Here is a 19,784-nt window from a genome sequence, read left to right as displayed (position 1 = left end):
TCAATCACGGGTCCTGCGTGTTCTACGAGTACGTTTTGGTGTTTCCTCTTCTTCCGCAAGAGCATCTTCACCAGGTGGTGTATCATCCTCAACTGGCTTACGCTCTCTTCGCTGACGACGAGGTTTTTCTTCCTTTTGCTCAGATTCATCTTCGGTCTTACGGGAGCGACGCTCACGCTTTGGTTTTTCCTCATCTACCGATTGTTCTTCCGTATCCACCTTTTCAGTTTTCGAAGAATCTTCACTGTTTCGTCTAGTTCTTCGACGCTCATTAGGGGTATTCGATTCTTCAGTTTTATCAGCATTTTCATTAGATCGACTGGGCTCGTCCTTATTTTCTTCACTTTTAGGCTTGTTCTTTGAAGCATGAAGGTTTTTATTAGCCTCATCGTATACATCAAATAATTGGTCGACATCTAATTCAATTTCAGATACTGGTAGATTTGGTAACCTCCCACCACTAAAGACATAATCTTTAGATTTAAACACTATTCGACGGTCATCATCGTCCGCTACAACCCGACCGACAATATCAACCATTCCAGCAATTTTTAATGCGGCTTTTTCTTGTAAGTTAGGTTTAATAGCCGTTATTTTATCCCCTGACTTTTTAGTAACATCTTTTGTAGTATCCTCGTGTGAGATTAGAATAATATTTTCATAATCCAAATGAACAACACGTTTCATTGTGCTCAAATATTCAGTTCGGACCATGTCCCATGCTTTGAAGCTATTATCAGCTTCGTGCTCAATCCCAAGTTTTTCATACATGTATAGGCGGCACGCTTCGAATGTGTCTTCTAATAAGTCCACAATGACGGTTTTGAATTCATTATTTTTCTTTTCCAATTCGAAGAGGGCATCTTTAAATATGTCCCAAGCTAATTTTGTGTTAGTCACACGGCCAGTAGAAGTGACTTCATTCGCTATTCTGAGATATGGAGCATCAACAAAACGAATGTTTCCATCAGTATTTAACATTATTGGATTTGGAAAACCATTCGCAAATGTGGTTTTTCCTGTAAACGGCGCACCATATAACCAAATGACCCGTTTTGTAACTTTCTCAACGTTTCTTCGTTGGGCACTAGGTAATTGCATAATCATATCTCCTTTGTAATCAGTTATTATTTCTAAATAATCAGGCGCGAATCTAGGAATGCAGCTAAAACAATTCCCACTATTATTTCTTTTTGAAAAATCCGTTGTCTTTTCAATTTTTCGAGTGTTGTTCAAGAAATAAACACTTTCCATTTCTTTAAATTCAATAGGTACAAAAGTAAGATTTGATTCTTCAACTGCTTGTACAAGTCGTTTACGAAAATGGAATAAATCTTCATCCTTTTTCTGCTTTATGCTTGTCTTTGGGACAAACAGATAAGCCAATCTTTTTACTTTAAAACCATCTTGCTCCAAACGATCTTTATAGATGTGCAGCTGCCCACTATCCATGTAATTTTTTATATGGTTACTATATTTAAAGTCCATGACCATAGATGTGCCATCAGGGGCAGTAATAATCAAATCCACATAGCCAATGAAATCGTCATGATCTATTTTGTATTCATGGATAAACTCACAATCTGAAAACTGCTCTAGGAACTCTTTCACTTTCGGAATTAAGATTTCCAGTTTCATAGATTCTTCAATGATCGCATCCGTAAGTACAGGAAACTCATTAAAATAATCTTGGATAGCTGTGGTAACATCATGCTCAACACCTGAATGTAATGCTCGACCAATGATTAATGGATTGTCTGCATCAAACTTAGGTATCTCTGTTAAGCGTTGGTTGTACCGTAAATCATAGTGATAATGACAATCGTTAAAGAGTGAGACTCTTGAATAAGAATATTGAGTCATGTTTTCATCACTTCCAGTAACTTGGCGTTCGATTCATATACCTGTTTTAGATGGCTTTTAAGGTCACTGATAGCCTTTTTATCTATTAATAACTCATTGCTTTGGATAAACTGCAAAGCGGACAAAATGTCCTTAGAATAGCCTTTAAAACGCCACTTGCGAATAGTTTCTTTACTGATGGGATTGAAAACTTCTTCGTATCTTTCTACAACGACATTCATGCTGTCATATTCTTTAACGCGTACATTATCGATAGTGATTAAGACTTTCTTTTCGTTCTTCTCAGCCATTAAAACCACCTCTCTTTCCAAGACTCAAAATCTTTTGGCCGCAATATATAAGCCTCACCGCCTGAATCTTTTATTTTTCGAATGTTATAGAGTTGTAGTTTACTAGCAACTCCAACATCTGTTTTTAATTCAATTCCGTGAAAGGTACCATCAATGCACGCTAATATGTCCGGAACGCCTTCTTTGGTGTATTGGGACCCTGCCCAATATTTGATATGCCATACATCCTGGTCTTTCAGGAATTTAATGACCTTCTTTTGAAAAGCTGATTCTTTCATTCCTCAATCACTTGCCATTCGATTTCTTCATTGTTCATAAATTCTTCCAGTGCATCGAGCTGTGATTCTGTTCCGATTACCTTATACATTTCAGTAAATGTTTTTTCATCTATTGCCTCGTCAGGTACAGTAACATTATCTTCGTGATTCGTTTCTACATTCGTAGCTTCTACATATGAAAGAAGTCTTTCAACTTCTTTTTCAGCATCTTGTTCAATCTGTTCCTTAATGTTTGGAACTTCCGCACCATAATCCAGTAAACTTACATATGCCGATTCTGGAAGATTAACTTTGAATTTTGTATTAATTAATTGAACATGAGATTTTATTATTTCTTGATCTGCATCTTCTTTATCTTGTTTGATTCCAAGATGTTCAGCTTTAGCAGTAAGCTCTTCTTTGATGGATTTTATTGTTTTACTTTTATTGAAATATTCCTCAGTAATAGTCAATTGAGCAGAGTACTTTTCATTAAGACCTTCCTTATCAAGTAATTCGTCTATCACATCTTGAATTTGCTTACGCTTTTGTTCTTTACGGTCGTCTTCAAATTGATCATGCTGCTCTTTCAATGGAGCAATCACGGAATCAAACTTCTTATTCAATTCCTTGCATTTATTTTCGAATTCCGTTACAGAAGCAGTGAGCTGTTTCTTAGTTTCCTTACGATAGGTATCAAGTGCCTTTTTACCCTTGTTTAATTCAGCAATTGTTTTCTTGCATTCAGCCACATCTTTTTCGGTGAATGTAAGACCTTCATACTTTTTCAAACTGTCATCCAAAATTGCAGATAGTTCATAAAAATTAAATTCCACTATTGCAGGTGTTAACGTAATTGTTTTAACTTGTAAATTGTTCATCTTTTTCCTCCTCTTCAAATAACGCATCTGTATAATCTTTACGTTCATCAAGTACTGCTTTCATACGCCATTCAATGGACCCAGCAGTTAACAGATAGTAGTAAAAACATGGTCTATCTTGACCAATACGATGGATCCGTTTCTTACTCTGTTCAAACAACTCACTTTTATCGGTGAGAGTAAAATAAACAATTTTATTGGCCTTCTGCAGATTCAGACCCATTGCACCGGCTTGATATTGAATCAACGTGACGCTATTTCCATGGTCCTCGTATGCAGATAAATCTTTTAAATCTCCATTTACAGTGGCAATCGGTCTATCGATCATGTCAACCAGTGCCGCGTATTCTTTTTTAAAGTTGTAAAAAATTATTACTCTATCGTTTGTACTATCAATTAGATCCTTCACATACTGAAGCTTATTTTGGTTATAGACTCCGGCTAGCTGACGTAAATACAATTTCTTAGTAGTTGCCGTATCTCCAACAAGAAGCTCGTCACCAATTTCGATAATGTGGTCCTTTTTAAACTGAACGTACTCTTTGGTACTTCGTATTTTGACAATCTGATCATTAACTTTCGGAAGGTCAAATACTTCTTCAGTTTTCATAAATACCGCACCATGTTTGCGTAATTTAGCTTTGAGCCTTTCGACATTTTTATAACCCACAATGTCATATGATTGATTACGATCGTTCCATTCCTGGACGACGAACTGTTTCATGAACAGTTTTTTATTAATCTTCCAACCTAGCAAATGAAGCTGACTCCATAATTCCTCATACTTCCCACCAGTTGGAGTTCCAGATAGTAAAATTACATTATCGGCTCTTAGTTTTAATATGAATTTGCTACGATTGGAAGACTCATTTTTGATCATGCTGCTTTCATCCAACATGAGTGTAAAATCTTTTAATTTATGTAATTCAGGTCTTCTCCAAACCTTGTCATAGTTGATGATTAATACACTTTCAAGTGGAATGTTTTCTATACGTTGCTTGTCATAAACAATCACGTTATAGTCGTAGTGCTGTTCAAAATGCTCTTTCCAATCTTCTATTTTTGACTTCTGACAGATTACTAGATTGAATGGTGTATTTAGTTCCCACATCTTCTCAGATCCTACAAATGTCTTCCCTAGCCCCATATCGAGATAGTAGGCAACACGATTATTTTTGTAGGTTTCATTCAATACTCTTTCTTGGTGTGGGAAAAGTTTCATTTACATCACCAATTTTCGTGCTATAATGTGCTTGAAAATATTTTTTATTGGCCACTTTGCAGAGTGGTCTTTTTTTATTTCCATCTGATTACAAAATAATGAACATCATACTCACTAATTAAACCTAATCTTTTTTCAGTTTCGAACTCACATTTATACCCAGCTGCCTGTAGATATTTCTGAATAACTTTTAAGGATCTAACTTCATCTTGTGAATGAATCTTCCTTCTATAACCTGTGTAACCCTTTAATGCTGAATCCTCAATTGATTGAAGAACCTTTTTGAACAAAGGACCTTCCAAAACTTCCTTTTCAAATTTCTTCTTACCTTCTTCTGATAACTCCATCATTTCATTTGGAGTTTGTATTTTAACTAACATTAGTTATCACCTCCTTGATATTTATCAACCATGTACCCGACTGTGACGATTTCTCGTAAGTTCGTTGAATGTTTTATATGATTAAGCTTTGTGTGTAAATCTCCATCCACTACACATTTCAAAAGCTCTTTGCTGATTGACATTTATATCACCTCCTTTAAAGCGACAAATTAAACTATTAAATAACTATTTCGACCTATTTCAACTACATTTTTTGCATCTAACTGTAAAAAAAATAAGTAAGGATTACTTCTATTTGTGTATCGTGATGTTCCCCATAGTTAAATTAATAAGCTTTACTTCCTTTCCATATTTTCTTGACAATACCGTTTCGAATATGGGCACAAGCTTTCGAAGTTTTTCCTCAGTTATTTCAATCTTCATGATGTTCACCTCTATAAACCATATGCTGATTCATTATGAGGACTGCTCTATAACTTCAATATTTTTTAACATTTCAATCCGTTCAGCAATTTTCCTTTGAACATGTACGATTTTTTCGTACTTAGGACCAAAAAAAATTTCCTCGTACGTCACATTGAATAAATACATGTACTTTTTTATCAGATCATCCGGTAGACTGCTAGAATCCTGCTCATACAACCATAACGTTTTAGGGGAAACATGAAGTATTTCTTTGGCGAACTTTGCTTGGTTGTATCCGGTACTCTCTCTCAGTTCTCCTATGGTCCATTGTTTGAAAATCATTACCATCGCCTCCTTATGTTTCCAATAATATTACTAAATTCATGTAAATTCAATAAGAAAATACGAAAATATCATACTAAATTAATTCTTTACGAATTTTTCGTAATGTGTTATTGTGTAATAGTGAGGGAAAAAATATTAAAAGGCGGTGATTTAATGATTGAAGAGCTAGATCAAATAGTCGAGGAGCAAAAAAAAGTAATTGTACAGAACATCAAAAAATATCTTAAGCTTAATAATCTGACCCAATCAGATCTCGCAGAAAAAATTGATATAGCAAAAAGTACTATGAGCGATTACATGAATTATAGAGCGAAGCCGAGCTCAGGTGTCTTAGAAAAGATGGCTATGGTTTTTGGGGTAACTAAAGCTGATATTGATACAACTTATAAAAACAAAGTAGTAGACATTGTAAATGGACAGTTAGAATATGTTTCCAAAGAAACTAACATGTTTAGAGCAGTTGAGGAAACTAAAGGTTCATATCAAGATTCACAAAAACCTTTAAAATTAAAGAAAAGTAAAATTCCTATTCTCGGCAGCATAGCAGCTGGACAACCAATTGAAGCAGTTGAAGATATAGTGGATGAAATTTATCCGGCGTACGATGTTAAAAATTATCAAGATGTTTTCGGATTAGTTGTTCGTGGTGAAAGTATGAACAAAATTGCACCTAATGGACACTATGCAATTTTAAGAAAACAAGAAGAAGTGGAAAATGGAGAAATAGCAGCTGTAATTGTGAATGGAAGTTACGCCACATTAAAGAAAGTTTATAAATTTACAGACTTAATAGTATTAGAACCCTGTTCTTTTGATGAAACAATTATCGATCAAAAATATACAAAAGAAAATTGTGATGACATCAAAATAATAGGTAAATTTTTATACAGTGTAAGTCCAATGATTAACTAAATAGGCGGTGGAACAGTGTTTGATGTCGGCAGATGCCGACTGAATGAAATCTTACAAAAGAAAAAGATGACCCAAGTTGACTTAGCTTTTAAAGTAGGAATGAAAAAACAGCAAATAAACGCTTATGCTAACAATGAAACAATCATGTCATATCGTACAGCGAAGAATATATCATATCATCTAGATGTTAAAATGGAAGATTTATATGATTTCATTCGGTCGGAAGAACAGTGAGTTTATCTCACTGGGCACGACAGTCAAGTACTTACTTTACTCCGAACTACATAACTTCAATTTTCACTTCACATACTTCTCATACATATTTCCACATCATTGTTTAATAACTTTTATTGAGGTGAGAGAATGAATACTGTTATATATATTCGTGTGTCAACAGAAGAACAAGCTAAACATGGATATTCCATTGCTGCTCAAAAGGAAAAGCTAGAAGCATTTTGTGTATCACAAGGTTGGAAAATTTCTAATACTTATATCGATGATGGATTTTCAGCTAAAGATTTGAATAGACCAAAATTTAATATGATGTTAGATGAAATTAAGAAAGGAAATGTAGACGTCTTGTTAGTTTATCGTTTAGACAGACTCACAAGATCTGTTTTAGATTTATACACTATTTTAAAAGTATTAGATGAACATAATTGTAGCTTTAAAAGTGCAACAGAAGTATACGATACTACTAATGCAATGGGTCGTTTGTTTATTACCCTTGTTGCTGCCATCGCACAATGGGAGCGCGAAAATACTGCTGAACGAGTAAGACTAGGTATGGAGAAAAAGACAAAATTAGGTATTTGGAAAGGCGGTACTGCTCCATATGGTTATAAAGTTGTAAATAAGGAGCTTGTTGTTAATCCAGATGAAGTAGATTTAGTTAAAACGATATTCTCACTTTCTCGTACCTATGGGTTCTTAACTGTCGCAAAGAAGTTAAATACAATGAATTTTGACACACGAAAAGGAGGGGACTGGCATGTTGATTCTGTTAGAACGGTGGCCAATAATCCAGTTTACGCAGGATATTTAACATTTAACGAAAGTCCTAAAACATATAGAAAACCTGCATCTGAGCAAACTTTATACGAAGCAGTTCACGAGAGAATTATTTCAAGGGAAGAGTTTTGGGAACTGCAAGACATATTAGAGAAAAGAAGAATGCATGGTGGTAAAAACCAAACCAGCAATTATTATTTTTCAACAATATTAAAATGCGGCAGATGCGGTTCTTCTTTGTCTGGACATAAAGGTGGTAGAGGTGAAAAAACATATAGATGTTCAGGGAAAAAGTCAGGTAAAAATTGTACTAGTCATATCATAAAAGAAGACACTTTGGTAAAAAAAATTTTTAGTGTTTTTGATGATCTAGTTGGAGATTTCATTGGATCATCCAACGTATCTGATTATTCGTTTGAAAAGATATCCGAATTAGAAAATGAATTGAAATCAATACAGAAACTGCTAGAAAAACAAAAAACATTGTATAAGCATGACATAATAGACATTGATGAGTTGATTAAGGAGACTGAAACCTTACGAGAGCGCGAAAAGGAAATCACTCAGGAATTGAAAACTATTAAAAATAGCAACAAGCACAACAAAGAAGAAATTGAAACTATCGTTGAGAATATTGATTCATTATGGACACATGCAAATGATTACGAAAGAAAACAAATAATGACGACCTTGTTTAATCAAATTGTAATTGATACTGAAAATGAGTACCAGCGAGGTACTGGAGTCCCAAGGGAGATAATAATCGTATCAGCCAAATAATTAAATGTCTTGTGTCGGTAGAAGTACTTTAATTGCTTGGTCTTCACTTGTAGCGGTAGCTGGTTTTGCTAAAGTTCCTGTTATGGAGCTTGTTCGAAAAAGCATCTTCCCTGTTTTCGCAGGTCTGATTATTTCAACGATCATTGGATTATTAATTTTCTAGAGAATCGAGGGAGTGTTCCTCGATTCTCTTTTTTGATTGTCTTTCCTTTCAATAAGAAACATTCAATACCATAAAATACATAAGTTTTCTCTAGAACATCCCATTCTGATTAGGTGAGTCCTCTGATATAGCTTGGCCAATATCCCACAGTTCAACAATTTGATCATCTTGAAAACGAAATATATGTACAACAGCCACTCCAAGATCATTTGGATTCTGCTTCACATGGGAGTGAACTGCAACTTTATCTCCATCTTGAATAGCAAGTTTTACATCAAATATCTTTTGAGGGTTTTTAGTTGCATTCTCTTCCATTGCTAGCATGAGAGATTCTGCATCTCCAGGAAAATAGGGGTTATGGTGACTAAATTCAGGACCAACGTAACTTTGGTATGCTTCCAGAACTTTTCCTGATGCTACGAGTTTAAGAAAAGATACCGCTTTTTCTTTAATGGACTGATTCAATGTAAATTGTTGTTCCATACTCAGCTCAAACATCCTTTCATTTACGGATTTATTTGCATTACAATTAATAGAAGTTTAGGGTAAGAAAAAAATGATGTCAATTGTAGGAATCTTTACGATAATTTTCACCAGTATATTTTTAAAAATTAAATACAGTAAAGGTTTAGCTATGGCTTTGTGTTATTGTTTAAGAAGGTAGATTTTTTTGGAGTTAGGACTTGAAGATTTGTTTTCATAAAAATGCGCTTAAGCTAATGAAAAATACTTTTTAAAAGATTATTGGAAGAAGTATGGAATCTTGATAAGAAATAGGAATTACTTATTTTAATTATGGGTTAATTATGGAAGGAAGTGCAAAACTTGGATTTTGAAACAGTTATGGCAGAACTTGAAGCGCTAGGCAAGGAGCGAACGAAAAAAATATACATATCCAATGGTGCCCAAGAGCCGCTTTTTGGCGTGGCTACAGGTGCTATGAAACCAATCGCAAGGAAAATAAAAATAAATCAAAGTTTAGCTGATGAGCTTTATGCAACAGGCAACTACGATGCAATGTACTTTGCTGGCATTATTGCTGACCCCAAAGCCATGACAGATGCGGATTTTGATCGTTGGATGGATGGAGCATATTTTTATATGTTGTCCGATTATGTGGTAGCAGTAACTTTATCAGAGTCAGATATTGCACAAGACGTTGCTGATAAATGGATTGCAAGCGGTGACGAGCTGAGAATGTCAGCGGGCTGGAGTTGCTACTGTTGGCTCTTAGGCAATCGCAAAGACCATGAATTTTCCGAAAGTAAGATTTCCAATATGCTTGATATTGTAAAAAATACCATTCATAATTCACCAGAGCGAACGAAATCAGCTATGAATAATTTTTTATACACCGTTGGGACTTCATATTTACCGCTACATGACAAGGCTGTAGAGACTACAAAGGAAGTAGGAATAGTAGAAATCAAACGGGACAATAAAAAAAGCAGTTTCCTAAACGCACACGAAAGTATTCAAAAAGAAATCGATAAAGGTAGAATTGGTTTTAAACGCAAATATGTAAGATGTTAAAAAGAGCTCACCTATGGGGGACGCTCCTTTTGTAGAAGTGACTGGCCTAAAGGGTTCATTTATCTTAACTTCGATGCGAGAACTATTGGTGCACGCTAATTAAATTTCTACATAAAAAGGCCACTCCTTAATACCTATACGTGCTAAGGATTGGCTTTTTTATAGATTAATTTATAGCTTGTTAAGAGTACCAGAAAAAAAGAAGTTTATGAATAAACTCTTCGAAACTTTTTCATTTTGATTTCAAGTCAATTGTTTCTGACTTTTTATTCCATTCAATTTGCAATTTTACTTTGGTGTCTTTAGTTGAAATAGACTCATTACTAGCTATTGAACCTAAGTAATAAATTCCCTTTTCAGGTACATCTTTGAAATACGCAGCACCATTTCCAACATCGCTACCTAAATCATAATTATAGCTTATTTTACCTGTCGGGTTTGGTTTCTTGCCTATATACTTTGTATACAATTTCGTTGAATATTTATCTTTATCTTTCGCCTTATAAACGATATAAACTGCTGCCCAATTATCACTGTGTCCCTTGTACTCATGATACTCCGTATTTATGTCATTTAAAATGTCGTTCTCAATACCAGAATAAAAGTCACTGCTCTCACTGCAACCACTAAGAACTATTAAACACACAAACATCATACTTATGATTCTCTTCAATTTAACGGATTGCCTCCTTTACATTAGGGATGCAAAATTCTTTATTAAATTGAATCCACATGAAGTGGAGCTAATTATAAAAATATAGGTGTTATCTTTTGATTCAAATCTCCATTGATGATATCCATCTTGTCGGATACTGACTTAAGAAGATTTTTAATAATTAGTTTAAGCCCTATCACTTTCTTGCTTTGCTTTCCAATAATGCAGTACTTTATTTTCACTATACTTTATAGACGTCTTCTTTTGAGTTCTCTAATTGCATTCGTTCCAATTCTAATCTCAACTTTTCCGTCTCCAGCAAATAATTCTTATGTTTCATTTTTTCTAATTCCAACTGGTCTTGAATGAATTTACCTTTGATACTTGCACTAGAACGCAAATGTTCCGTTATTATTCCAAGTATTGGAATTGAACAAATCATAATACCAATAATCCACCACAAAAAAATCACCTCATTTTTTCTGTTTTCAATGGTTTAGTACAATATGGATAAGTAATATATAGTTTATATACGGTAGAAAAGACATTTAGATTCAAGGTTGTATGAAATTAATTTCTTCATATTATAGAGCTTGTGTAAAAGAATATCTTTCCAGTTTTCATGAGATAAAGAAGACCCGGAAATCGTATTCTAACGAATTCAGGGTTGGGATCCGAGATGTTTATTTTTACTGGGAAACGCATTTTAGTTTTGAAACCTTTAAGTACAGACTGCATTGGGCAAGCTTGAGTTCTGATAGGCTTTTAGACACATAAGCATGAAACATTATTCCAACGAAATATTCACTACATCATCCAAATATTTTGTTGTACTATATTCATAAATCTCCAGTCTTTTAGGGTTCACAATCTCTTCATCGTCATTACTTTGTAACTCTATAGTCTGAACTGTAACGAAATAACGGGGCTGCTCAATTTCTTCATATACGAAAGGGTTCTTCTTCATATCGTATTCAATCCAGTTTTTATCAACTAGAACTCCTTCATAATCTATCCCCATGGAATTAACTTCATATTCGTCTTCATTCATAACACGGAATTGAATCTGATCGTATGCTCGATTTTTGATTTCATGATTACTTATGACAATTTTGGTAGGTTGTCCAACTTCCACTTTGTCGATGGAGATTGTACTACCTGCATATTCAAAGGTTTGAGGATATGTCTGAGAAGCATCCAGCTCAATAGATTTTTGCTCTTCATATACTAAATAAACAGAATTGAACTGAACTGTAATCTCTTTCGGTTTTTCTCCAAAAAGTGGGTCAAAATGTGCTTGAAAAGAAATCCAAGTGCCGTCGTTAGTTACAAAAGAGTTACCATATAAATCAGCTTCCAATATTTTATCGACCACTTTTAGATTGTCAAAATCAAGATTTTGTACCCTCTTCCCTGGCAGTTCATAGTTAAAAGCACTATGCAGAATTGTCGTTGTTGGAGCAATCGTTAGTTTATCAAATCGAACAGGAATCCCCTCGATTTCTGTTTTTACATCTAACGTATATTCTATAGAGGGCCGTTTTGTTACAGAGATCTCAAAATTCCATTCCCCTGTTTTATTTTCTATGTTTTCGTAATCTATAAGAATATTCTGTTCAGAGTCATCACGAATTAATTTGTGAAGCTTTATAATCTTAAATTTTATTGTATCTTTATCATTTAAAAGTGGCCGCAGACTTAACTTTCCTTGATACACATTCTTTTCTATATTATTTGAATCCGATTTAAGATCAGGAGGAAAGTATCTTGGGGGTGTTGTATGGCTCATGATTTTATATTCGTCCTCCACAGAAACGCCCTCATAATAATCAATCATATATTGATTCTCTCCCACTGTATCTTCTATTTCATAAAAAATCAGCGTCTGTATATCATCAGCAATCACACTCTTGAGCTTAATTTTGACCCCGCCGCTTTCTGCTTCCATGTTCAATCTTTTCCCCATGCCATGTTGTATAAAGGCACGCAATTGCTCATCTTTTTCTGTCCGTGCATAGTAGTGGTTGGTCATAAACCCTGTAAAAAATTCTATACCTATTAATAAAGTAATAATACCTACAAAGATAAGCCCTATTCTTTGACGCTTGTTGTTCTTCTGTTTTTCTTGCTTCTCCTTTACAGCAAGCCTATCTTTGACGTTCTCCATGAAACCAGATGGCACATGGAAATTCTTCATCCTTTCAGTAAGAGTTAACAAGATATCCTGAAAGGAGCCCAAATCCTCTCGACAGTCTTGGCAATGATAAATATGCATCTCGACATCAATCTTTTTCGAACGTTCTAGGGTTCTTTCAAAGTAATCAATGTAATTCTTATAATACTCCTTACAACCATTAGAGGATGACCCGTATTCCCATTCTTTTTTAAGTGACTGAATTCCTGAAAACAAAAGTTCTTTCAACTTTTCCGCTGAAACGTGGAGAAGTTGTGCCGCTTCCTCTCGAGAAATTCCTATAACATATGTAATCACCACTGCTTCCCTCTGATCCTTATCCAACTGATCGAGTGCTTTAAATAAATCGTGACGATGTTCACCATCCTCAGAAACTTTTAAACTTTTTTCATCAGAAAGTTCCCGGCACGTATGTAGAAATATAGACGTTGCCCATATTTCGAATGATGTTTCTCTATTAAATCGAGGCAATTCCTTATCCAATTTAATGATAGATCTGTAAAAAATCTCTTCTATTTGCTTCTGATTCCTAAAATAGCACCAACCAAGTGTATAGAACGATTGTTTATGCTGTTCGAACCAATCAACGATAGACTCCGCGCCCTTTTCTCTTATCGTAGTGATTGTCATGGAGTCTATTTTTGCTGGGATCATAAATCTATATCCCCCTTTTTAACTTTTCTTTTTATCATTCTCTATTATTCTATCCATTGTCTCTAATAGTTGAGCTTTTCTACCTGTAATGGCTGTAAATGTCTATTTTCTTGGACACTTAACTCTGTGGTAGTTAAACAACTTATTGTACTGTATATTTTTTCCCGAATTTCCAGATTATTTAATCCTATTATAGCTTTGTTCATCAGTTAAATAAATTAGATTCTGGATCAAAATAAATATTCATAAACTTATTAATTTTTCGGTGGATGAATCACTGAATTTTGCATCCTCTGATTGATCTGGTTGAAATTAATGTTAATTACTGTTTTAGACAACATTGCAGCTGCTTGGCTCCCCAAATCAATAGAAACAATCAATCCTTTTCTAAATCTGCTTTAATAAGTATTCACACACTCTACTCGAATTAAGCCTAGCGGCAACATAAGGGAGCTGGACTCCTCTAGCGCCTTCGAGCGGAAGTCCTAACCATAAAACTTTCTCGTCAATAATCACAAATGGAAATGGAAAGCTTTCATCCATCCAGTCATCGCACTCGCTCCACTTTTGATTCGAAATAATGGTCAATTTTATTCGTTTTCCTCTATTTAGTAACTGTTTAGTCCATTCTTCAGATAACTTGCTACCTTCCGGCAAGGATATGGTAATTGTTGTCTTTGCCGATCTCATGTCTTGAAAAACAGCATCTAATTTACGCGCATGAATCCATCTTAATTTTGGGTGTTGGTTTCGAATCCATGTACCAATCTCTTTCGTTGTAACCATTTGTTTATTCCTAACCTGATGGTCAACAAGTTGCCGCAGTGTTTTTCCCGGATAAATGTTCTTTTCGATAAAATTTCTGTTGCTGACGTGAAGAAACTTTCCTTTAGTTCTTGTAATGGCTACGTTAATCAATCGTTCGCTTTCCTTGCCGGTTATTAGCATACCAGCCCGATTTTGCGGAGCACCATCGACCGTATCAAATATCATCACATCCCGTTCACTCCCCTGGAATCGGTGGACGGTAGCCGCAATAATATCCGCTTGACTGCGCTCTTTCTCATATATCTCTTCAAGAAGCAGATCCATTAGATTCGCCTGGGCACGGTATGGCGTTACATATCCAACCGATTTAGCTCCACTTAATGTTGATTCATGAATTAATTGAAAAGAAAGCAAAAGCTGCCATAGATTGAATCTGGAATTGGTTGTTTTATCACTTATACAATGTAGACCTGTGAAACTCGTATCCAAGAGCACAGAAGCTTTCTCTTTAAAAGGAGCAAGCCTTGTGATGCTACTTCTGCTCTTATAGACACTTTCGTGATTTCCAACGAGGGAATGATAGATGTACTGATTGGTAAAAGCTGATATATCAGGGTGCATCCTCCGCTGTTCTTTTAATAAAAATAGTTGAGGATGAAGTTTCTCTTCATTCAGCCCTTCCACCACTCCAGCCTTATGGAACACATCCTCTTTCAGCCATTTGGCCACAAGCGCGTCACGGCTTGAAGCAATCGGAGGCAACTGCTTGAAGTCGCCGCAAATAATGACTCGCTTTCCCAAAGTTGCTGCAAAAGCTGCCTGTGGTACATATGCCATACTTGCTTCATCAAGGATGACAAGATCATAATCAGGTTCATAAATAGCACTGTCACTAGCCGCCTTTGCCAGCGTCGTGCCTACAATGAACGCATCTTTTACTAATTGAACTTCTTTCTTACGTATTTTTTCTAGTATTCTCGTAATCTTGGTTTCCAGTTCAAGAAGAACGTCAGAATCTCGTTTACTGAAAGATTGAGCTAAGTCTTGCTTTAAGTGGCGCCTTTCTTCAACTAGTCTCTCTCTATCTTGAGCAAGGAGCGGATCCTGCTTTTCAATCATCAGATTTGTTGTAATTTCTTGATGAGATGATAGAGTTTCCCCATTGATTCCACCGTAGCGGAGCACATCCCCTTCTCTAAATCTTTTTTTCTTTTTAATAAACTTAGTCAGTTCCCCCATCAATACATCGACAGCTTGATTGCTATGCGACAAAATCAACACTTTTTTCTTCTGAAAATATTTATTAGCTGCTGTTCTGGCCAATGTGTATGTTTTTCCAGTACCCGGTGGTCCCCAGACGAACGTAGTTGAATTATATTTGGAACGCAAAACCAATTCATGGAGGTTACTCTTAATCTTTTCCTCAGGATGTTTCGTTTCCACTGAAGGATTCATCAATCTCTTTATTCGTAGTCTTTTTAGTTTGCTTTTTTTGATTTCATCCAAGCGCTCTATTAATTGTTCAAGTAATTCCCAAGGGTCATGCAGAAGATAAGCATCTGGGATGAGATCACCGAAGCTTTGTTCCAATGTAAGTATGATTCCCCTACCTTCAGAAGATAGTACCTTTCCACTGCTTTTCATCGTTCCCCATTCCAATTTTATGGAGGATCCAACTGGTATCCTTAATGAGATAGCAGTATCAAAATAATAGCTATAAGAGCCGGCGTTTGATAATAGTCTTCCATTTATGACAGAATAGCGACTTCCGCCAAACTTTTTTAAGTGATTAATCTCCTGTTGCAGAGCTTGCTGCCATTCTTTTATATACGTTTTCGTTGTTGTCATTTGCTTCCCCTTGTCATTTACTACTCGGCTTTATTCCCATAAAACTAATTTTATATATAGAAAAAGTAACATAAAACTTAAGTAAGAGATTTCTATGTTACAAACTTTTTACTAAGACCCTAAGGAGTGACCACGAATACCCTTGCCTCTGAATAGTTTTTCACATGAATCGCAGAGAAAAAGTTAAAAAAAAGCAACGCCCAAATGGTTAGTTGCCTTCTTTCATTATGTATTTTACCACGCATTCTTACCTTGAATCAGTAAATTACTAGCTAGAATACTAATGGAAATTATTTCTCCTCCAAGTATAAAGCTTTCATCATTTTCAAAGGATTATACTAATCTTTTGGTCTAAATCTAACTGTAATCATATATTTTATTAGAAGGATACAATATATATTTTTATGTAATACCCTACCATATGAAAGAGGTGTTGGTAAAATGTTTGTTGTTTATTTTTTAGAAGACAAAAATGTTTTATTAAATCAGCTGCTTAAACGTGTTCCATCTGTAGGTGAAGATATCAGTATTAAAGGTCGTAAAGGTAAAATTACAAGTGTTGATAGTATTGATGAAAAAAAATTTCACGTTCAAGTTATTTTTGAAAAGGTGAAAAAAAATACACTTATTGTAGATAATTCAAAAAAGAAAAAAAGGTGAGTAACATTTGTTTATCTCTCTACCGATCATTTTTTTCACTTTCACATAGACAAGGATTTTTTTCAGACAGGAGTTTTATATAAATGGCAGTAGTTTTTTTGCTCCACAATTTATAGATATGGAAAAGGCCTCTCTTATTCTGGAGAGGCCTTTCTTACTAGCTAGAATTCCACTTTGTTTTCTATAAAGCAGTAAGCTTATTTGGCTGCCTTTTACTATACTTTAAAGACTTCTTCTTTTGGATTCTCTAATTGCATACGTTCCAATTCTAACTTCATTTTTTCAGTCTCCAGCAAATAATTCTTATGTTTCATTTTTTCTAATTCCAACTGGTCTTGAATGAATTTACCTTTGATTTTTGAACTAGAACGCATATGGGCAGTTATGATGGCAGTAAGCGCAATAACTGTCATTAAACAAAACATGATACCAATAGTCCACCACAAAAAAAATCACCTCATTTTTTCTATTTTCAATAGTTTCATTCATTATGGATAATATATATCTATTTGATTTTGGCAGCATATGGTTGCTAGTGATTTTCTATATTTATATCGAAGAATTTTTGTAACCATAGCATGTATGTATTAAATGTTTTATCTTAAAGTAAACGTCACAACATCATCCAAATATTTTGTTGTATTATATCCATGAATCTCTAATCTTATAGGAATTACTGCCTTTTCTGCCTCTTCTGCATCGTTACTGTATAACGCCACACTTTGAACTGTATAGAAATAACGGGGCTGCTCGATTTCTTCATATGCGTAAGGATTTTTATCTAAATCGTATTCAATTCCATTTTTATCGATAAGTACACCTTCTGAATCATATTCACTTGAACTAATCACATTTTCTCCTTCCTCACTCACGATATCAAAGTTAAGTCCCAGATATTCTCTATTCTCAATTTCATGATTACTAATGACAACTTTAGTTGGCTGTCCAACTTCTACCTTGTCAATGGAGATTGTACTGCCTGCATATTCAAAGGATTGAGGATATGTCTTAGAAGCATCTAGCACAATGAATTTTTGTTCATTTACCATTAAATCAACAGATTGGAATTGAATGTTAACCACTTTTGGCTTTTTTACAAAAAGTGGGCTAAATTGTATTTGATAAGAAAGCCAATTATTGTTTTCATATCCGCCATAACTGCCATACATATTCGCTTCAACTTTTTTATTATTCACTTGTAGAGAATCAAAAGCAAGTCCATGTATCCTCTTCTCCGGCAGATCATAAATATAAGAACAATGCAGGATCGTCGCTGTTGGAGCAATCGTTAGTTTATCAAATCTAACCGGGACACCTTCGACCTCTGTTTTTTCATCCAACGTATATTCTATAGAGGGCTGTTTTGTTACAGGGATCTCGAAGTTCCACTCCCCTGTTTCATACTCCATGTTCTCTTGAGCCATAAAATTATTCTGGACAGAGGGCTCACCAATCAGTTTCTGAAGCTTAGTAATCTTAAGTTTAATTGTCCCGTTATCCATTTTTAATGGCAGCAGACTAAGCTTTCCATGATATACGTTCTTTTCTCTATTATTTAGATCGGATTTAAGGTCAGGAGGATAGTACATTGGAGAAGTGTCACGACTCATGATTTCATGTTTGTTCTCCACAATAAAGCCTTCATTGTAATCCATCATGTATTGATTATCTTCCGCTGAATCTTCTATTTCATAAAAAACAAGCGTTTGTATATCATCAGCAATCACACTTTTGATCTTAATCTTTACCCCATTGCTTTCCGCTTCCAGGTTCAGCCTTTCACCAAAACCGTGTTGTAAAAAAGCACGCAATTGCTCATCTTCTTCTGTCCATGCATAGTAAAGGTTGGTCATAAACCCCGTAAAAACTTCTATACCTATTAATAATGCTAGAACACTCGCAAAAATAAACCCTATTCTTTGACGTTTCTTGTTCTTCTGTTGTTCGTGCTGTTCCTTTTCATCCAGCTTATCCTTGACGTTCTCCATAAAACCAGATGGCACATGGAAATTTTCAATTCTTTCTTTAAGATTTAGCATAACATCCTGAAAGGTGCCCAAATCCTCCTGACAGTCTTGGCAATGATAAAAATGCTTCTCGAAATCAATCTTTTTCGAACGTTCTAGAGTTCTTGTTAAATAATCGATGTAATTCTTATAGTACTTCTTACAGCCATTAAAGGATGACCCATTCCCCTTTTCTTTCCTAAGTGACTGAATTCCTGACAACAAAAGCTCGTTCATCTTTTCCGCAGAAACTTGAAGTAGATGTGCAGATTCTTCTCGAGAGATTCCCATTATATATGTAAGGAGCACTGCTTCCTTCTCATCCGCTTTTAACTGGTGGTCTAGCGCTTTGAATAATTCCTGCCGTGGTTCACCTTCCTCGGAAACTTGTAAACTTTTATCATTAGAAAGCTCGCGGCAGATATGTAGAAAAATAGACCTTACCCACATTTCGAATGAAGTTTCTCTTTTATATCGGGGCAATTCCTCGTGCACTTTTATAATGGCCCGGTAAAAAAGATCTTCTATTTGCTGCTGATTCCTAAGATAGCACCAACCGAATGTATAGAATGATTCTTTATGCTGTTCGAACCAATTAACGATAAATTCCATGCCATTTTCTCTTATAGTAGTAATCGACATTGAATCTATTTTTGCTGGGATCATTAATATGTATCCCCCTTTAAATTTTCTTTTTATATTTGAATTCTCTATTAGTTTTTCCAACGTTACGAAAAGGACGTGGGCAGGCGATTCAAAACTTAAATACCCGTCTCTAATTTTGAAACTTGCTACCTGAAAAGGCTGTGAATTTCTACTTTTCTTGTACACTTAACTCTATTTATCTTAAAACCAACTGGATTGCATATTTTCCCCTTAATTTCCAGGTCGTTTAATCCTATTATAGCTTTGTTTATATGTTAAATAAATTAGATTCTGAATCTAAATAAATATCAGTAAACTATGTAAATTTAGATAAACATAAAAAAACAACAA

Annotated in this window: 21 protein-coding genes; 5 read left to right on the top strand and 16 right to left on the bottom strand. The window is 34.9% G+C overall.

Annotated elements, in window-relative coordinates; all coding sequences use genetic code 11:
• The 9 genes from MT489_RS11485 to MT489_RS11450 form a co-directional block, all read right to left on the bottom strand.
• Positions 1-1,863, bottom strand: coding sequence for an AAA family ATPase (locus tag MT489_RS11485; protein WP_244681699.1), 1,863 nt, complete (start codon positions 1,861-1,863; stop codon positions 1-3).
• Positions 1,860-2,153 carry a hypothetical protein gene (locus MT489_RS11480; protein ID WP_244681698.1) on the bottom strand — a complete coding sequence of 98 codons (294 nt, stop codon included), beginning with the start codon at positions 2,151-2,153 and terminating at the stop codon, positions 1,860-1,862. The genes MT489_RS11485 and MT489_RS11480 overlap by 4 nt, the downstream gene beginning before the upstream one ends.
• Positions 2,153-2,431: a VRR-NUC domain-containing protein gene (locus MT489_RS11475; RefSeq protein ID WP_244681697.1), complete on the bottom strand. Its 279-nt coding sequence runs from the start codon at positions 2,429-2,431 to the stop codon at positions 2,153-2,155. Before MT489_RS11475 ends, MT489_RS11480 begins: the two co-directional genes overlap by 1 nt.
• Positions 2,428-3,291, bottom strand: coding sequence for a DUF1351 domain-containing protein (locus MT489_RS11470; RefSeq protein WP_244681696.1), 864 nt, complete (start codon positions 3,289-3,291; stop codon positions 2,428-2,430). The genes MT489_RS11475 and MT489_RS11470 overlap by 4 nt, the downstream gene beginning before the upstream one ends.
• A complete protein-coding gene (locus tag MT489_RS11465; protein ID WP_244681695.1) occupies positions 3,272-4,513 on the bottom strand; it encodes an SNF2-related protein in 1,242 nt (413 codons plus the stop codon). The genes MT489_RS11470 and MT489_RS11465 overlap by 20 nt, the downstream gene beginning before the upstream one ends.
• A gap of 74 nt (positions 4,514-4,587) precedes the next feature.
• Complete coding sequence (locus MT489_RS11460) at positions 4,588-4,893, bottom strand: hypothetical protein (RefSeq protein ID WP_244681694.1); 306 nt, start codon at positions 4,891-4,893, stop codon at positions 4,588-4,590.
• Positions 4,893-5,036: a hypothetical protein gene (locus MT489_RS11455; RefSeq protein ID WP_244681693.1), complete on the bottom strand. Its 144-nt coding sequence runs from the start codon at positions 5,034-5,036 to the stop codon at positions 4,893-4,895. The genes MT489_RS11460 and MT489_RS11455 overlap by 1 nt, the downstream gene beginning before the upstream one ends.
• A 109-nt stretch (positions 5,037-5,145) precedes the next feature.
• Positions 5,146-5,277 (bottom strand): hypothetical protein, encoded by a 132-nt coding sequence (locus tag MT489_RS22145; RefSeq protein WP_280518590.1) that lies wholly within the window; start codon positions 5,275-5,277, stop codon positions 5,146-5,148.
• 33 nt (positions 5,278-5,310) lie between these two features.
• Positions 5,311-5,601 (bottom strand): helix-turn-helix transcriptional regulator, encoded by a 291-nt coding sequence (locus tag MT489_RS11450; RefSeq protein ID WP_244681692.1) that lies wholly within the window; start codon positions 5,599-5,601, stop codon positions 5,311-5,313.
• A gap of 156 nt (positions 5,602-5,757) precedes the next feature.
• Between MT489_RS11450 and MT489_RS11445 the strand changes: the two genes are divergently transcribed.
• The 3 genes from MT489_RS11445 to MT489_RS11435 all read left to right on the top strand — a co-directional run bounded on the left by MT489_RS11445 (position 5,758) and on the right by MT489_RS11435 (position 8,307).
• Complete coding sequence (locus MT489_RS11445; RefSeq protein ID WP_280518589.1) at positions 5,758-6,516, top strand: LexA family protein; 759 nt, start codon at positions 5,758-5,760, stop codon at positions 6,514-6,516.
• Positions 6,517-6,531: 15 nt separating this feature from the next.
• Positions 6,532-6,750 (top strand): helix-turn-helix domain-containing protein, encoded by a 219-nt coding sequence (locus MT489_RS11440; RefSeq protein ID WP_244681691.1) that lies wholly within the window; start codon positions 6,532-6,534, stop codon positions 6,748-6,750.
• A 129-nt stretch (positions 6,751-6,879) separates the two neighbouring features.
• The gene (locus MT489_RS11435) at positions 6,880-8,307 is read left to right on the top strand and encodes a recombinase family protein (RefSeq protein ID WP_244681690.1); all 1,428 of its coding nucleotides are present in this window, start codon (positions 6,880-6,882) and stop codon (positions 8,305-8,307) included.
• A 253-nt stretch (positions 8,308-8,560) separates the two neighbouring features.
• On the opposite strand, the gene MT489_RS11430 is transcribed toward MT489_RS11435, so the two are convergent.
• On the bottom strand, positions 8,561-8,935 hold the full coding sequence (locus MT489_RS11430; protein ID WP_244681875.1) for a nuclear transport factor 2 family protein: 375 nt from the start codon (positions 8,933-8,935) through the stop codon (positions 8,561-8,563).
• 360 nt (positions 8,936-9,295) lie between these two features.
• Between MT489_RS11430 and MT489_RS11425 the strand changes: the two genes are divergently transcribed.
• Positions 9,296-10,003 (top strand): DNA alkylation repair protein, encoded by a 708-nt coding sequence (locus MT489_RS11425; RefSeq protein ID WP_244681689.1) that lies wholly within the window; start codon positions 9,296-9,298, stop codon positions 10,001-10,003.
• Between the two features lie 232 nt (positions 10,004-10,235).
• Here MT489_RS11425 and MT489_RS11420 read toward each other — a convergent pair whose 3' ends face one another.
• From MT489_RS11420 to MT489_RS11405, 4 genes are all read right to left on the bottom strand, one after another.
• Complete coding sequence (locus tag MT489_RS11420; protein WP_244681688.1) at positions 10,236-10,676, bottom strand: hypothetical protein; 441 nt, start codon at positions 10,674-10,676, stop codon at positions 10,236-10,238.
• Positions 10,677-10,899: 223 nt separating this feature from the next.
• On the bottom strand, positions 10,900-11,121 hold the full coding sequence (locus MT489_RS11415; RefSeq protein WP_244681687.1) for a hypothetical protein: 222 nt from the start codon (positions 11,119-11,121) through the stop codon (positions 10,900-10,902).
• Between the two features lie 324 nt (positions 11,122-11,445).
• On the bottom strand, positions 11,446-13,506 hold the full coding sequence (locus MT489_RS11410; RefSeq protein ID WP_244681686.1) for a sigma-70 family RNA polymerase sigma factor: 2,061 nt from the start codon (positions 13,504-13,506) through the stop codon (positions 11,446-11,448).
• 387 nt (positions 13,507-13,893) lie between these two features.
• Complete coding sequence (locus tag MT489_RS11405; RefSeq protein WP_244681685.1) at positions 13,894-16,122, bottom strand: AAA domain-containing protein; 2,229 nt, start codon at positions 16,120-16,122, stop codon at positions 13,894-13,896.
• A gap of 441 nt (positions 16,123-16,563) precedes the next feature.
• Here MT489_RS11405 and MT489_RS11400 point away from each other — a divergent pair, with 441 nt between their 5' ends.
• Positions 16,564-16,782, top strand: a complete 219-nt coding sequence (locus tag MT489_RS11400) for a hypothetical protein (RefSeq protein WP_244681684.1) — start codon at positions 16,564-16,566, stop codon at positions 16,780-16,782.
• 215 nt (positions 16,783-16,997) lie between these two features.
• Here MT489_RS11400 and MT489_RS11395 read toward each other — a convergent pair whose 3' ends face one another.
• Together MT489_RS11395 and MT489_RS11390 are read right to left on the bottom strand one after the other, a co-directional pair.
• Positions 16,998-17,228: a hypothetical protein gene (locus MT489_RS11395; RefSeq protein ID WP_244681683.1), complete on the bottom strand. Its 231-nt coding sequence runs from the start codon at positions 17,226-17,228 to the stop codon at positions 16,998-17,000.
• A gap of 150 nt (positions 17,229-17,378) precedes the next feature.
• Positions 17,379-19,454 (bottom strand): DUF4179 domain-containing protein, encoded by a 2,076-nt coding sequence (locus MT489_RS11390; protein WP_244681682.1) that lies wholly within the window; start codon positions 19,452-19,454, stop codon positions 17,379-17,381.
• Positions 19,455-19,784: the final 330 nt, after the last annotated feature.

Origin of the sequence: Lederbergia wuyishanensis (genome assembly GCF_022900255.1) — a bacterium.
GTDB classification, from domain to species: Bacteria; Bacillota; Bacilli; order Bacillales; family Bacillaceae_C; genus Lederbergia; species Lederbergia wuyishanensis.
The sequence above is the reverse complement of the archived record's forward strand: the minus strand, read 5'-3'. Positions and strand labels throughout refer to the sequence as shown.

What these genes read in the sequence shown, in the direction of transcription:
- MT489_RS11485 (WP_244681699.1), bottom strand. Translation starts at nt 1,863, where the DNA reads ATGACTCAATATTCTTATTCAAGAGTCTCACTCTTTAACGATTGTCAT.
- MT489_RS11480 (WP_244681698.1), bottom strand. Translation starts at nt 2,153, where the DNA reads ATGGCTGAGAAGAACGAAAAGAAAGTCTTAATCACTATCGATAATGTA.
- MT489_RS11475 (WP_244681697.1), bottom strand. Translation starts at nt 2,431, where the DNA reads ATGAAAGAATCAGCTTTTCAAAAGAAGGTCATTAAATTCCTGAAAGAC.
- MT489_RS11470 (WP_244681696.1), bottom strand. Translation starts at nt 3,291, where the DNA reads ATGAACAATTTACAAGTTAAAACAATTACGTTAACACCTGCAATAGTG.
- MT489_RS11465 (WP_244681695.1), bottom strand. Translation starts at nt 4,513, where the DNA reads ATGAAACTTTTCCCACACCAAGAAAGAGTATTGAATGAAACCTACAAA.
- MT489_RS11460 (WP_244681694.1), bottom strand. Translation starts at nt 4,893, where the DNA reads ATGTTAGTTAAAATACAAACTCCAAATGAAATGATGGAGTTATCAGAA.
- MT489_RS11455 (WP_244681693.1), bottom strand. Translation starts at nt 5,036, where the DNA reads ATGTCAATCAGCAAAGAGCTTTTGAAATGTGTAGTGGATGGAGATTTA.
- MT489_RS22145 (WP_280518590.1), bottom strand. Translation starts at nt 5,277, where the DNA reads ATGAAGATTGAAATAACTGAGGAAAAACTTCGAAAGCTTGTGCCCATA.
- MT489_RS11450 (WP_244681692.1), bottom strand. Translation starts at nt 5,601, where the DNA reads ATGATTTTCAAACAATGGACCATAGGAGAACTGAGAGAGAGTACCGGA.
- MT489_RS11445 (WP_280518589.1), top strand. Translation starts at nt 5,758, where the DNA reads ATGATTGAAGAGCTAGATCAAATAGTCGAGGAGCAAAAAAAAGTAATT.
- MT489_RS11435 (WP_244681690.1), top strand. Translation starts at nt 6,880, where the DNA reads ATGAATACTGTTATATATATTCGTGTGTCAACAGAAGAACAAGCTAAA.
- MT489_RS11410 (WP_244681686.1), bottom strand. Translation starts at nt 13,506, where the DNA reads ATGATCCCAGCAAAAATAGACTCCATGACAATCACTACGATAAGAGAA.
- MT489_RS11405 (WP_244681685.1), bottom strand. Translation starts at nt 16,122, where the DNA reads ATGACAACAACGAAAACGTATATAAAAGAATGGCAGCAAGCTCTGCAA.
- MT489_RS11400 (WP_244681684.1), top strand. Translation starts at nt 16,564, where the DNA reads ATGTTTGTTGTTTATTTTTTAGAAGACAAAAATGTTTTATTAAATCAG.
- MT489_RS11390 (WP_244681682.1), bottom strand. Translation starts at nt 19,454, where the DNA reads ATGATCCCAGCAAAAATAGATTCAATGTCGATTACTACTATAAGAGAA.